This window comes from Candidatus Woesearchaeota archaeon B3_Woes (assembly GCA_005222965.1).
In the GTDB taxonomy this organism is placed as follows: Archaea; Nanobdellota; Nanobdellia; order Woesearchaeales; family B3-WOES; genus B3-WOES.
This window is the reverse complement of record NJBG01000001.1, coordinates 549,420-563,903: the sequence shown is the minus strand read 5'-3', so window position 1 is coordinate 563,903 and position 14,484 is coordinate 549,420. Positions and strand designations below refer to the sequence as shown.

At 30.3% G+C, this 14,484-nt stretch carries 15 protein-coding genes; 10 read left to right on the top strand and 5 right to left on the bottom strand.

Going from position 1 to position 14,484, the window contains the following annotated elements; all coding sequences use genetic code 11:
- Window positions 1-131: 131 nt before the first annotated feature.
- The 4 genes from CEE44_03010 to CEE44_02995 form a co-directional block, all read right to left on the bottom strand.
- The gene (locus tag CEE44_03010) at window positions 132-515 is read right to left on the bottom strand and encodes a hypothetical protein (GenBank protein TKJ17479.1); all 384 of its coding nucleotides are present in this window, start codon (window positions 513-515) and stop codon (window positions 132-134) included.
- Window position 516: 1 nt separating this feature from the next.
- Window positions 517-786 (bottom strand): hypothetical protein, encoded by a 270-nt coding sequence (locus CEE44_03005; protein TKJ17478.1) that lies wholly within the window; start codon window positions 784-786, stop codon window positions 517-519.
- Window positions 743-1,339: a hypothetical protein gene (locus CEE44_03000; GenBank protein ID TKJ17477.1), complete on the bottom strand. Its 597-nt coding sequence runs from the start codon at window positions 1,337-1,339 to the stop codon at window positions 743-745. Before CEE44_03000 ends, CEE44_03005 begins: the two co-directional genes overlap by 44 nt.
- Window positions 1,340-1,445: 106 nt before the next feature.
- Complete coding sequence (locus tag CEE44_02995) at window positions 1,446-2,873, bottom strand: hypothetical protein (protein ID TKJ17476.1); 1,428 nt, start codon at window positions 2,871-2,873, stop codon at window positions 1,446-1,448.
- A 308-nt stretch (window positions 2,874-3,181) separates the two neighbouring features.
- On the opposite strand from CEE44_02995, the gene pyrB reads away from it, so the two are divergent.
- The 9 genes from pyrB (at window position 3,182) to CEE44_02950 (ending at window position 12,215) form a co-directional block, all read left to right on the top strand.
- A complete protein-coding gene (gene pyrB, locus CEE44_02990; protein ID TKJ17475.1) occupies window positions 3,182-4,714 on the top strand; it encodes an aspartate carbamoyltransferase in 1,533 nt (510 codons plus the stop codon).
- A gap of 42 nt (window positions 4,715-4,756) precedes the next feature.
- Window positions 4,757-5,764 carry an AmmeMemoRadiSam system radical SAM enzyme gene (amrS, locus tag CEE44_02985; GenBank protein ID TKJ17474.1) on the top strand — a complete coding sequence of 336 codons (1,008 nt, stop codon included), beginning with the start codon at window positions 4,757-4,759 and terminating at the stop codon, window positions 5,762-5,764.
- Window positions 5,715-7,592, top strand: coding sequence for a hypothetical protein (locus CEE44_02980; GenBank protein ID TKJ17473.1), 1,878 nt, complete (start codon window positions 5,715-5,717; stop codon window positions 7,590-7,592). The genes amrS and CEE44_02980 overlap by 50 nt, the downstream gene beginning before the upstream one ends.
- Window positions 7,593-7,616: 24 nt before the next feature.
- Entirely contained in the window at window positions 7,617-8,327 is a 711-nt protein-coding gene (locus CEE44_02975; protein TKJ17472.1) for a hypothetical protein, read from the top strand.
- 34 nt (window positions 8,328-8,361) lie between these two features.
- Entirely contained in the window at window positions 8,362-9,150 is a 789-nt protein-coding gene (locus CEE44_02970; GenBank protein TKJ17471.1) for a hypothetical protein, read from the top strand.
- Window positions 9,147-9,473, top strand: a complete 327-nt coding sequence (locus CEE44_02965) for a hypothetical protein (protein ID TKJ17470.1) — start codon at window positions 9,147-9,149, stop codon at window positions 9,471-9,473. Before CEE44_02970 ends, CEE44_02965 begins: the two co-directional genes overlap by 4 nt.
- A gap of 63 nt (window positions 9,474-9,536) precedes the next feature.
- Window positions 9,537-11,738 carry a hypothetical protein gene (locus CEE44_02960; protein TKJ17469.1) on the top strand — a complete coding sequence of 734 codons (2,202 nt, stop codon included), beginning with the start codon at window positions 9,537-9,539 and terminating at the stop codon, window positions 11,736-11,738.
- A 91-nt stretch (window positions 11,739-11,829) separates the two neighbouring features.
- The gene (locus CEE44_02955; GenBank protein ID TKJ17941.1) at window positions 11,830-12,015 is read left to right on the top strand and encodes a hypothetical protein; all 186 of its coding nucleotides are present in this window, start codon (window positions 11,830-11,832) and stop codon (window positions 12,013-12,015) included.
- Window positions 12,012-12,215: a hypothetical protein gene (locus CEE44_02950; GenBank protein ID TKJ17468.1), complete on the top strand. Its 204-nt coding sequence runs from the start codon at window positions 12,012-12,014 to the stop codon at window positions 12,213-12,215. The genes CEE44_02955 and CEE44_02950 overlap by 4 nt, the downstream gene beginning before the upstream one ends.
- Before the next feature lies 1 nt (window position 12,216).
- On the opposite strand, the gene CEE44_02945 is transcribed toward CEE44_02950, so the two are convergent.
- On the bottom strand, window positions 12,217-13,059 hold the full coding sequence (locus CEE44_02945) for a protease HtpX (protein TKJ17940.1): 843 nt from the start codon (window positions 13,057-13,059) through the stop codon (window positions 12,217-12,219).
- Between the two features lie 97 nt (window positions 13,060-13,156).
- Here CEE44_02945 and CEE44_02940 point away from each other — a divergent pair, with 97 nt between their 5' ends.
- The gene (locus tag CEE44_02940; protein ID TKJ17467.1) at window positions 13,157-14,479 is read left to right on the top strand and encodes a hypothetical protein; all 1,323 of its coding nucleotides are present in this window, start codon (window positions 13,157-13,159) and stop codon (window positions 14,477-14,479) included.
- Window positions 14,480-14,484 lie beyond the last annotated feature (5 nt).

Below are 14,484 nucleotides of genomic sequence, written 5' to 3'. Positions count from 1 at the left end.
TAGACCTCATTACTCAATAACTTGAGTTTGGATGTTTAGTACCATATGTTACCAAACACTATCCCGTTTGGCCACTCCGGCATCCCCTCAAACAAAATTTTAGAATCAGAATGTATTATAAAAACCTTTCCCTAAACACCAATATTACTTAATCTATTTTCTATTTCGCTTAATTCCCCTTCTAACTGTTGTATTTCATTATCTTGTTTTTTTGGAACAACGTTTGGGATAATTTTTTTAATGGTTGTTTTTTTCACAACTCTTTTTTTTGTTTTTAAAGATTTCGCTCTTACTTTTTCAGAAGGTAATCTTTCTCTTAATATATTATTTAATTTTTTTATCTCTCCTAGTATTTTTTGTAATTCTATTATTTTTTCAATCTTGTCTTTTCTTATAGAATTTATTTTATCGTAGTTTTTTAGAATATATATTGCTTCTTTTGAGCACCCAAGCAATTCCTTCCGTAAATTAGCTGAATCATTAACTCCAACATAAAATGTATCTTCTTCGGTCATTTTAAACAGACTCTGGTTCAATTAGAGAACTATCTATGTTATCTACTTTTCTTTCTATTTCTTCGAGATTTGTTTTCCATGCTTCTAATTCAGCATCTTCCTCGTTTTTTAGTTCGTTTATTTTACCAAGAATACTATTTGCTTGTGATATTTTATTTTTTATTAATTCCATAACATCTAACACTTCTTTGTATTCCTCGATTCGAACAAAAATAGGCATTTCCTGACTATTCATTTGACATCCCCCCTTCAAATAAATTTTTATCAACATACACACTTTTTCTTTGAAGATCTTCTAATTTAAATCTGAACTGTTCAAAATATTTATCTTTAGAATTTTTTATTTCGTTTAATCTTTTCAAAGAATCTTCACTTTCTTTTATTTTGCTTCTAATAAGAATAATATCACTAAGTGCATTTTTATATGAACCAACACCTACAAAAACAGGTCCTTTTAGCATAGGTTTTTCGTCTTGAGTTAACTCTGGTTTTTCAATAGGTCCTGCGCTTATTTGTTCAGGTTCTTTTTCGTGTTCTATTTCAGGATATTTTAATTTTGGAAGTTCTTCTTTGCCCATTTTTCTTAAAGGAGGCAATTCTTTTTCTAATTCTTCTAAATCAGGCAAAGGAGGTAGATCTTTTTCAAGATCTTTGATATCATGAATATGAGGAAACTTGTCTTTCGCTTCATTTTTTTTTAATTGATGGGGAGCAGGTTCTAATTCTTTTGTTTTTTCTTTAGGTTTAGTCATTTCAGAACCAGGTTTTGGCGGTGGAGGTAAATCTAAATCTAGGTCTCCTTTTTTTTTCTTAAAAAAATGCATTGTTAGTACCACCCATTAGTTATATAGTATAAAAACTGCTCGTCTATTAAAAACTTTGTGGAGTATTTCCTAATGGTAACAAGAAAAAGGTTTCATTGGTTTTCACTTAGATTTCTAATTTAAATGGCTCATTCCCACCAATACAGAAATAACATAGGTTTTTTTTATTAATACCTAGTTTAGCAAATACTCCTAACATACCTTTTAAAGAGAGATAATGAACTGGCATACCAATGTGTTTTGCTATTTGATCTAATGTTCTATCTCTTGCAACAAACTTATCATTTTGAGGCATATCTACACCAAAACTACACCCTCTTTGGATTCCATCGTCTCCAATTATTCCAATTGGAGGAGTATAATTTATCAAATGTGCTTCTCTTACTTGTGCTTGATTATAAAGCAGATTCCTTGCATGAGTTGAATTATTTCCTCTAACTAAGCTATCGTCAACAACAGCCACAACTTTATCTTTTATTTTTTGTTTAATTTCTGGTATAAGAAATAAATTTCCACGTATAGAGTTTGCTCTCTCTTCAAGTGTTGATCCTTGAAATGCTCTTTCGTCATTTGGCTTATAAAAAACAAATTCAAATGGTTTACCTATTTTTTCAGCGAATTTTCTTGCTGCTGGTTCGGGACAACGAGGCATGTAAGTCACAATATCAATATTTTCAATGATATTAGAAATATCTGGATCATTTGCAAGTGCTTCTCCCATTAAAGATCTTACTGTTCTTACACTAACTCCACCTAATGTTGAAAGCACATTAGCAATGTAATTATACTCAAAAAAACAAGATTTTAATTTGGAATCAATAACTTGCTCTTTTCTATAATCTCCCTGTGGGTGGAGATAATAAATAGAACCAGGAGTTAATTCTTCTATCACTGTGGCTCCATTCTCGTTGAATGCTACGTCTTCTGAAGCCATTACGACTTTCCCATCTTTCCAACCTAAAACCCCTGGCTTCATACCTGTTCTATCTCTTAACACAACAACATCTTTTCTTCCTTTATCTGCAATTGCTAAAGTATACGCTCCAGGAATATTTCTTAGAATTTCACGTTCACTATATTGTCTAAAGAAATGTAGTAAATATTCTGAGTCGCCTCCTGTTCTTACTAAATTAGAGTCTATATCTTTAAAAAACCCCCCATTGACTTGACCATTATGTATAATGGCTGCTTCACAATCTAATATAAAAACATGGTCTCCGTTGCCTTCAGTTCGTCCACCTATTGTGATAGGATGTGCATCTTCTAAAATTTCATCTTTTCTCCCTCTTGTTGCATATCTTGTATGAAAAAAATAAGTATGATAATTATGTCCTGGAAAAATTCTATGTAAATCCGTAATACTAAATCTTTTAATTGGACCTTTCCATTTAACAACATCTATTCTATCGTCGCCTATTGCTCCAAGTCCAGCTGCTTCTCTCCCTCTAGGTTGAAGAGATTCTCCAAAAGAATAAGCATCATGAAGCGTATGGGCTACTACAACTCCACAATTATGTCTTAAATCGTCCAACATTCAACTCCCCCATATTAAGATCATTCATCTATTTAAAAGATTTGTTACAGTAAATAGAACATAATCAAATATATCTTTTGTATCACCAAAAAATATTTAAATTCTATTACTATTCTAAAATAGGTATATTCTAAGTTTTTGATAGGGGTAACCTTTTTAATTTCTCGTCGACATAACTACTGGATTACAATAAAATATTTAAAGAATAGTTCATTTCTTATATTTTTAGTATGGTCCAAATTATTAAAAGCGATAAAGAATTCTTTAAGGGGTGTTTTAATTGACAACATCAGGTGAAAAGATAAATATTGGAGAAAGGAGAGGTAAACAAAATGGAAATAGACTTTCAAGATAAAGATATAATTTCAATAACTGACTTTACAAAAGAAGAAATTCTTTATCTATGTCAACAAGCACAAAGAATGTATGATTTAGAGAAAAATGGCAAAAGATATGATTCTTCTCATCAACTTACAAACAGAGCATTGGCTTCTATGTTTTATGAACCAAGTACAAGAACAAGAACAAGTTTCAACACAGCTATACGCGAACTTGGCGGTCAAAGAGATGGTTTTGTAGGAACAGAAGGAACATCTGTAACGAAAAAAGAGACAATAAGGGATACAATAAAGATGATGGAAGCAAATCATTTTGATGTTATTGCTATGAGGCATCCTCTTGATGGTTCATTACAATGGGCTGCTGATGTTGCTGATATCCCTGTAATTAATGGAGGAGATGGAACAAATGAGCATCCAACACAGGCTTTGCTTGATATATTTACATTATATATGTATAATGATGGTCGATTAAATGGTTTAAATATGGGTCTTGGGGGAGATTTAGCTTATGGTAGAACAATAAGATCTTTAAGTTTGGCATTATCTCATTTTGATGATATTACAATAAGATGGTCTGCAGATGATTTCTTAGCTATGCCAACTGATTTAACAAGTTTGTTAGAATCAAGAGGAATTAATGTAATTAGAGAGCAAACTGTAAAAGATGTTATGAGACAATCTGAATTCTATTATATGACTAGACCTCAACTTGAAAGAATGGAAGGAGTTACTCAAGAAGATGTAATAAGATTTATGGGAGATGCCAGAATTGATTTGAGTAAAGTTGACGGATTAGATGTTAAAGTTATGCATCCTCTTCCTGTAAATAGTGAAATTGCAGAGATTGATTATAGGGTTTTCTTTAGTTCTGTGCAAGGATTTTTTCCACAAGCAGAAAATGGTGTTTTAATGAGAAAGGCTTTGCTTTATGAAATGTTAAAATATGAAGGATACACGACATTTAGTGGAAGTTTAAGTTCAGCGCTGGAACATGGGAATAATAGATTGCAAAGAACAGGGAAAGAAAGAGTAAATGGAGTCTTATATATTGATAAAATTTCAGATGGCGTGGTTATAGACCATTTGGTTGAAGGTGTTGGTAAACAAATCGCTGATGAGTTGGGATTAGAAAAAAGAAGATATGATTCTGTTATTGCGTCTCTCTCTGAACACCAAAAAACATTCTTAAAAACAAATTTGCCAGAACTTACAAATAGAGAATTGAAAAGAATTGCTTTGATGTCACCAGAAGCAACAATTAATATTATAAGAGAGGGAGAAGTATCTGAGAAATTTGTGTATCTCTTATGTCAAAATGATAATTGTGTTACAAGAGTTGTAAATGAAGACATCCCCCTTAAATTTTATGATGATGGAACAATGAGATGTAGATATTGCAGACAACCTTATGAAATCCAAACTCCAAAAGTATCAGAACAAGAATTAGCAACATTTAGGGGTTCGCTTCCTAAATCAATAGAACCAATTCATCAACACTAAAATAACAAAATATTAATAACTTGGTTTATTATTGTTTTTAATATGCCAATAGAAGCATTATATTATGAAAAATTAAGAGATAAAATAGTACAGTGTCATTTATGTCCTAAAAAATGTATTATAAAGCCGGACAAATTTGGTAACTGTAATGCTCGACAAAACATCAAAGGAAGACTCTATTCTTTGGTCTATGGAAATTTATGTTCAATTTCAATAGACCCTATTGAAAAAAAGCCTTTATTTCATTTTATGCCTGGTCAACAAGTATTCTCTATTGGCACAACAGGATGTAATTTGCATTGTCAGTTCTGCCAAAATTGGACTACCTCTCAAATAAAACCAGATACTAAAGCAAAAAAATTTACTCCAAAACAAGTTGTAAAAGAAGCAATTGATTCTGGATGTGGAATAATTGCTTATACCTATAATGAACCAATTATTTTTTATGAATTTGTGCTTGAAACAGCAAAATTAGCTAAGAAAAAAGGGATAAAAAATGTTATTGTATGTAATGGTTTTATTAATGAAGAACCTCTAAAAGAATTATTACCTTATTTAGACGCTGCAAATATTGATTTAAAATCTTTTGAAGACAGATTTTACAAAGAAATTTGTGATGCATGGATTCAACCAGTTCTAAATACTTTAAAGATGATTCATCAATCAGACACTTTGCTTGAAATTACAAATTTGATTATCCCTAAATTAAATGATAATATGGAAAAAATAGATGAAATGTGTAAATGGATTTCTTCTAATCTAGGAAATGATGTTCCTTTGCATTTTAGTGCATTTTATCCTTGTTATCAAATGGAACATTTGCCACCTACTTCTGCTGAAATATTATTAGAAGCTAAAAAAATAGCAGAGAGGAACAAACTTAATTATGTTTATATTGGAAATCTTCAACTGGAAAATCAAGGAAATACCTATTGTCCTAAATGCAATCAACTTTTGATAGAAAGAGCGCAATTTAACATATCCCAAAATAATATTTCTAATGGCAAATGTAAATTTTGTAAACAAGAGATTAATGGGGTGTGGGATTAGATTTTTATTTTTAATAATATTAATCTTAAGTTCAAAAACAATATTTGCTAATATAATAATTAATGAAATAATGTATAATCCAAACCAGTGTTCAGATACCTATTGTGAATGGATTGAGGTATTTAACAATGGTCCATCTTCTGTTAATCTAAGCGGCTGGAAAATCTCTGATATGAAATCTGATTTATCTAAAGAATATAATCGAAGTATTATTATGAATCAAACAAATATACCTGCTGGTGGATATTTAATATTCGCAAAAAAACCAGTAAATTTTTCTCGGTATTGGAATGTTTCTTGCCCTATTGCTGAGGTCTCTTTTGGCTTGAATAATGGTCAGGAAATTGTAAATCTTTATTCTTCTAATGATTCATTAATAGATAGTTTTTATTATAATAAAAGTTTTGGAGCAGATGGAGATGGAAATTCATTACAATTTTTTAATAATTCTTGGTGCACAAATACCCCAACACCAGGAAAAGATAACTTTTGTCCTTCCCAACCCTCTTTTATTCTTAATTATCCTTCGCATGTTTTGAATGATGGCACTATATTTTTAATTAAAATTGAGATTTCAGGTTTTTCTGATGGGTTGTATGATGTTAAAATTGATATCAAAGATGAAAATGGAACCAGAATAGGAAGAATTTATGACACAAATGATAAAAAATGGAAATCAACAACCTATTATGTTTATAATTCTACTAAAGTGGAAAATGGCTCTGGAAATTATCTAGCATATCTGAAAATTGATCCTGATAAAAGCTACATAGGAACAGCAACTATTCAGGCTAAGTTAAGATTTTCAGGCTCTTCTGTTGAAAGTAACTTATACATCTTTAATGTTGTTGATACTATTTTCTCTGAAGAAGAAACAGATAAAGAAAACCAAGAATCAGAGTCATCTATAGAAATATCAGATGTTCCTTCTTCTGCTGAATTTGGAGATATTGTCAAGGCTAAAATAAATGTTTATAGAGGTGACACTTCAAAATATGCTGTTTATGCTTATATTGAGACTAAAAGTGGAAAAAAGGCAACTGAAAAGAGTACAATGCATTTTAAAAATAAATTCACTGGTTACACATTAACTGTTCCAATACAATTAAAACCAAACTGTGATGAAAAATATAAAGATGGCAAACATATAGTAGTTGTAGAAGGACTTGGTGAATCTGATTCAGAAAAAATAGAGATAGAAGGCATTAAAACATCTTTATGCGGAAAATCCTCCACAAAAACTTCTTCTACAAGCCTTAGCTCAAGAAAATTTGATTATAGCTTAATTAATTATCCTAAAAAAATAAGTTCTTCACAAGAATTTAATATTAATGTAGAGATAAAAAATGATGATGATCAGGATTCTGAAGTAGACATATGGAGTTATGTTTATAGAGGATCCAAATCTTACTCTGGTGATAGACAACAAAATAAAAAACATATTACAATAGATGTAGGTTCTTCTGAAATCATAACTTTAACAAACAAAGTTTCAAGTTTAGAAGATGGCGATTATAAACTAAAAGTTGTAATTAATAAAGATAATCAGAAGACAAATAAAGAGATTATAGAAGAGATATCTGTTAGTGGTTCTGGTTCTTATTCTACTAAATGTCTTAGTGCAGAATATAGCCCTAATTTTGGAAATCCAATAAGTTTAGCTGAATTTAATATTTTTAATCGGCTTTTATGCACAGAAAGTATACACTATAAACAACAAATTTATGAATCAAAAAATGAAAAAATAAAGAAAACATTACCTTATTTTATTATTACATTAACAACCTTGTTAAGTATTGTATTAATCATAAAAAAGGATAATTTTTAAACTGTATTTGTTCTTTATTTTTATATGAAATATAAAAATTTAACATTGATTGGAACAAGTCATATTGCTAAACAAAGTATGGATGATGTAGAAAAATCCATTATTAATTTAAAGCCGGATATTGTTTGTTTAGAATTAGATAAAAAAAGGTTATATGCTCTTGTTCATAATGTTAAAGGAAATAAATTTAGTTTGAGTGATATAAGAAAAGTTGGATTAAAAGGTTATTTGTTTAGTATAATTGGCGCTTATGCTGAAAAGAAATTAGGACAGTATGTTGGGGTTTCTCCTGGTTCTGAAATGTTAAAAGCAATCGGGTTAGCAAAGAAAAACAAAATAAAAATAATGGTTATTGATCAGGATATTGAAAAAACATTGAAAAGGTTTTCTAAGGAGTTTACTTGGAAAGAAAAATTTAGATTACTAAGTGATATAATCAAAGCTGTTGTGTTTAGGAAGAAGGAAATTGATTTTGATTTGAGAAAAGTTCCAAATAAAAAGGTTATTGATAAGATTCTTAATAAAGTTAAGAAAAGATATCCTGGTTTGTATAAGGTTTTGATTGAGGAAAGGAATGAATTTATGGCATCAAAATTAGCTAAAATAATTAGTGTTAATGATGATAAAAAAGTTTTAGGGATTATTGGAGCCGGACATGAGGAAGATTTAATTAATTTAATAAAGAAGAAAAAGGTTGATGTGGTAAGTTATAGTTATACTTATTCTTATAGTTAAAACCCAAATATTTATATATTCTTATGACTAAATTATGGGTGAAATGGTAATGTTTAGTTTTAGGAATTTTATAAGTAAATTTAGACATTATTTTAGGTTTAACAAGAGCGAAATTGAGGCTAGTGTTATATCTGTTTTGGTTTTGGCATTTATTGTTTCTTTTGGTGAGTGGGGGGCTGGAGATGCTTTTGATTTTAATGTTGGATTGATTAATTTATTTGAATCAATAATTATTGTTGGAATTGTTTTAGGATCTCATCTTATTGTTATAAAATTAATAGCTTTGTATTGGGGTTACAGGGCAGAATTTAAATTGTGGTGGTATGGTCTTTTGACTGGTTTAGGTTTGGCATTTTTTTCTGCTTCTCTAACAGGAAGTGTGGGGCATCCTTTTGTATTGTGGGTTTTGGCACCAGGTGGAATATTTTTTCATCATATGAGTGTTCATCGTTTAGGGTGGTTTAGATATGGTGTAAATATGATTGAAACAGGTCTTTGTTGTATGTGGGGTTCTCTGTCAACTGTTTTTTTGGCTTTATTCTTTAAAATATTGTTGGTTGTTTTTCCTGGAAGTTTATTTTTTTATAAAGGAATGGTTGTTAGTTTGTGGTTTGCATTTTTTTCAATTTTGCCAATTCCTCCTTTAAATGGTTCAAGATTATTCTTTTATTCAAGAGCAACTTATGCATTTGTTTTTGGTAGTATTCTTGGTGCTACTTTTTTAATAATATCTAATCTCAATATATTCCTCATAATATTGCTCTCTCTTGTTGTAGGGGTAATAATATGGGTTTTACACTTGTGGAAGGTTGAAGCAGTATGAAATTAAATTTGTTTATGGATTGGCCAGAAGTTCTTGCTTTTGTTTTATTAGTTATTGGTTTCTTTTCTGCTTTGGGTTCTGGTTCTGCGGTTATTGCTTACACCCTTGTGTTGTTAGCTGGTTTAATGGGAGGGAGGATATGGTTTAGAGTAAAAAAAGGTTTTAAAACTCCCTGGGTGATTATATTAACTGGTTTTTTGATTGGTTTTATGCTTGGAAGCAGATATGGTAGTAATAAAATAATTCTTTTGTTTTATGTGTTTGGCATTGCAATAAGTTATTATCTACATGATAGAGAGATTATAAAGAGTTTACAATACTAATTTTTGTTTCATTTGCCATACTGCCTCAAAGTATTTAAATGGCTTTAATTTACTCTTAATGGGATGATAAAGAATTTTAAACCAAGATTATATCAGGAGAGTATTTTAAACACATCTGTAAATAAAAATACATTAGTTGTTTTGCCTACTGGGTTGGGTAAAACAAATATTTTTTTGATGCTGGCCTCATATAGACTTAAGATACATCCTAATTCTAAGATATTATTTATAGGACCTACCAAACCCTTGATTGATCAGTATTTTGAGGTTTTTAAAAAATATTTTGAAATTCCTGAAGATAAGATATCTATATTTACTGGATTAGTTAGTCCTGCCAAAAGGGCTGATCTTTGGAAAACATCTAAGATAATTTTTTCAACACCACAAGGATTAGAAAATGATATAATTTCTAAGAGAATTAATTTAGAAGAAGTTAGTTTATTAGGTGTTGATGAGGCTCATCGTGCTGTAGGAAATTATGCTTATGTTTTTGTGGCTAAACAATATAATAAAATAGCTAAATACCCTCGGATATTGGCTCTAACCGCTTCTCCTGGAAGTGATATGGAAAAAATAAAAGAGATTTGTCAAAATCTTTATATTGAAAATATTGAGGTTAGAACTCATGAAGATGGAGATGTTAAGCCGTATGTTCAAGAGGTTGATGAAAAATGGATTAAGGTAGAATTAACTCCTGCTTTTTATGAAATTCATAAGTATCTTAGTGATTGTTTAAAGGAAAGACTTCAAAAATTAAAATCGTGGGGAGTTTTAAGAAGGACTGATTTGAATTATGTAAATAAAAGAGAGTTATTGGCTTTACAGGGAAAGATTCATGGAGATATTGCAAGAGGTGAGAAAAACCCTGTTATGTGGAGTTCCATAAGTGTTCTTGCAGAAGTCATGAAGGTTTATCATGCTCTTGATCTTTTGGAAACACAAGGAGTAATAACTTTACATAAATACCTGAAAGGAATTTATGAGGAGAGTTTTAAAACTAAAGTTAAGGCTGTGAAGAATTTAGTGATTGATGAAAATTTTAAATCTGCTTTATTTAAAACTGAAAAGCTTGTTTCTGATAATATTGAGCATCCAAAATTAACTGAACTTAAAAATTTAATTGATAAAGAGATTAAATCTAATAAAGATATGAAAGTAATTGTGTTTAATCAGTACAGGGATAATGCTCTTGATATTAAAGAGAATCTTAATAAAATAAAAGGTGTTAAGAGTGAACTTTTTGTTGGACAAACTAAGAAAAAAGGGATTGGTTTAAGTCAAAAAGAGCAGAAAAAGGTTTTAGACAAATTTCGTGAAGGAAAATTTAATGTTATTGTGGCTACATCTATTGGTGAAGAGGGTCTTGATATTCCTAAGGTTGATTTGGTTGTTTTTTATGAGCCAATTCCTTCTGCAATACGTACTATTCAGAGGCGCGGGCGTACTGGACGGCAGGAAAAAGGGCGCGTAGTTATATTAATGGCTAAAAAAACAAGAGATGAAGGTTATAAGTGGAGTTCTTATCATAAGGAAAAGAGGATGTATAGAAATTTGGATAGTCTTAAAAAACAGATTTTTAGTTTAAGTATTGTGCCTGAGAAAAAATTAACTTCTTTTATTAAAGGGGTAAAAATATTTGCTGATTATCGTGAGAAAAGTTCTGGAGTTATAAAGTGTTTAATTGATTTGGATGTTGATATAAAACTGGATAAGCTGGTTTGTGGTGATTATGTTTTGAGTTCAAGGTGTGGTGTTGAATTCAAGACTGTTGAAGATTTTGTTAATTCTATTATAGATGGTAGGTTGTTAAATCAGTTAAAAGATTTAAAGAATAACTTTTCCAGGCCTTTGATTATTATTGAAGGTGAGGAAGACCTCTATAGTGTTAGAAAAGTTCATAGAAATGCTATTCATGGTATGTTGGCAACAATTGCTATTAGTTATGGTATTCCAATAATACAAACTAAAAGTAGTTTAGAAACTGCTTCTTTGTTGAAAGCGATTGCCAGGCGTGAACAGGATGCAACTACTAAAGATTTTGATTTGCATGGTGAGAAAAAGCCTTTAACATTAAAAGAGCAGCAAGAGTATATTGTTTCAAGTTTTCCTGGCATTGGTCCAACACTATCGAAACCTTTGCTTAAGAAGTTTAAGAGTGTTAAAAAAATTGTTAATGCTAAAAAAGATAAACTTGAGAAAGTAGCTAAAATAGGTCCTAAAAAAGCAGAAGAGATAAGAAAGGTTTTAGATTCTGAGTATGAATAGATACTTTTTTATATTTTAAAGGTTTAGAAGGTTAGGTGATAATATGTTTTGGGCAACTGCGCAGTTTGGAGGATTTCCATGGGCTTTTTTTATGCCAATTCTTATAATTTTTAGTTTATGGGAACTATTTTGGAAAGGGTTTGCATTGTGGTATTCTGCTAGAGATAAACAAAAGGTTTGGTTTGTGTGTATATTAATATTTAATACTATTGGAATACTGCCTATTGTTTATTTGTTGATACATAAACCCTGGGAAAAGAAGAGCAAGAAAAAATGAAGTTAATCGAGCTTAGAAGAAGGCTGAGAAGATTAGATACTTTAGATATTGCTTTAATAGAATTGTCAAGTTTGGTTTTAGGGATGATTATAGCAACTTGTTTTTTATCTCTTGGAGGTTTTGTAGAACAAAATTTATTCCCAGTTATATTTTTGTTTATTTTAATAAGTATTAGGCCAATGGTAAGATATTGGAAATAGTTTAGAAATTCATATTTTTTAATCTTCTAATTCTTTCTTTTGTTTGTGGATGTGTAGAAAATAATTTAAGTAAATTTCCTCCACGAAAAGGGTTTGTTATAAATAGATGTGCTGTGACTTGTGTTTGTGAATTTTTTCTTAAAGATATATGTTTAGTTGAGTTTTCTAGTTTTTCTAATGCTGTTGCTAAACCTTCTCCTGAATGTAATAATTTTGCTGCAGAAGAATCTGCAATAAATTCTCTTGATCTTGAAATAGCCATTTGAATGATTGCTGCTAGTATTGGTGTTAGAATAGCTAAAACTAAAAATTCTAATCCTGAACTATCATCGTCTCTTCCTCCGAAGATTGCTACCCAACGGGCCATAAAAGCGACATAAGAAATTACTCCTGCAATTGTAGCTGCAACAGCCTGTATTAATGTGTCTCTGTTTTTTATATGAGAAATTTCATGAGCAATAACCCCTTTTAATTCTTCTTTGCTTAATAAGTCTATTATTCCCTTTGTTACTGCAACTGCAGAATGTTTGGGATTTCTTCCAGTTGCAAATGCATTTGCATAGAGTGCATTCATTATATAAATTTTAGGCATAGGTATTTTAGCTGTGTTTATAATTTCTTTTACTAATTTGTAGAGTTCTGGCTCATCAGATTCTTTAACTTCTTTAGCTTTATACATTTTCAAAACTATTTTATCGGAAAACCAATATGATCCAAAGTTCATTATAAGAGCAAAGAATATTGCAATGGTTAATCCACTAGGTCCTCCAACAAGGTTACCTACCCATAAAAATAGTGCTGTTAGTAATCCTAGTAAAAATACTGTTTTTATTTGATTTCCGATAACCATTGTAACAAGATAATAATCTTTATTTAAAAATATAGTGATTTGTTTCGTAAAGTTTTATAAATAAAGTTGTTTATCTGTTTTTTGGGGCGAAATGGTAAATTTAAGTGAAGCTTTGAATTATTACAAAAGAAAAGATATACAAAAAGCAATTCTGGGTAGTGTTAAGGATAGAGAGGTTGTGGCTCAATTTGGTGTTGGTTTTGGGAAAAGACCAGACATATTAACTTATGAGAGTGACGTTATAGAGCAGGTAAAAGGGGGTGCTACTTCTTTTCATGTTTCGGAAGAGATTTGGAAAAATCCCCTAAGATTAGAACCAACGCTAAGCAGAAAAGATCTTGATGAGTTGAGATTTGGATGGGATTTGGTGTTAGATATTGACTGTAAGTTTTTAGATTATAGTGCAATTGCTGCTGATTTATTGATAAAGGCTATAAAACATCATGGTGTTGAGAATATTTCCTGCAAATTTTCAGGAAATCATGGTTACCATATTGGTGTTTGTTTTGAAAGTTTTCCTGAAGAGGTTCATGATAAATTAACTAAAAATCTTTTTCCAGAAGGCCCAAGAAAAATAGCTGATTATCTTAAGGTTATGATAAGAGAGCATTTAGCAAAAGAAATTTTGAAATTTGATAAAGGAATTGATGGAGTAGTTAAGAGAACCGGGAAGAAATTTAATGAATTAGTTAAACATAATAATTTTGATCCTTTTAGTATTTTAGATGTTGATACAATATTAATATCATCCAGACATTTATACAGAACACCATATAGTTTTAATGAGAAGTCTGGATTAGTTTCTGTTCCTATAAATCCTTTTAAGGTTTTAGAGTTTAATAAATTAGTTGCTACGCCTTCTAATGTTAAGGTAAGTAAATTTAATTTTTTAGATAGATCAAAGGTTGTTAATAATGAAGCTAAAAAATTGATTGTAGAAGCTTTTGATTATGAGGAGAGAAAAGAGGAAATAAAAGTTAAGACTGGTTTTAAGTATGATGAAATAAAAGAGGCTTTGCCTGAGCAATTTTTTCCTCCTTGTATAAAATTAGTTTTAAATGGGTTGGATGATGGTAAGAAGAGGGCTTTGTTTATTCTTGTTAATTTTTTAACGTCTGTAGGGTGGGGTTATGAGAAGATAGAGGAAAGATTAAAGGAATGGAATAAAAAGAATAAAGAGCCATTGCGGGAAGTTTATTTAGTTGGCCAGTTACGCTATCATAAGACGCACAAAAGCAAGGTTTTACCTCCAAATTGTTCTAATAAGATGTATTATCAGGATTTTCATGTCTGTAAGCCTGATGGATTATGTGAGAAGATAAAGAATCCTGTTAATTATTCAAGAAGGAAGACTTTTTATTTGAATAAGGAAAAAGGTAAGAAGAAGGGGAATGTAGAGAATTCTAAAAAATAAAAATA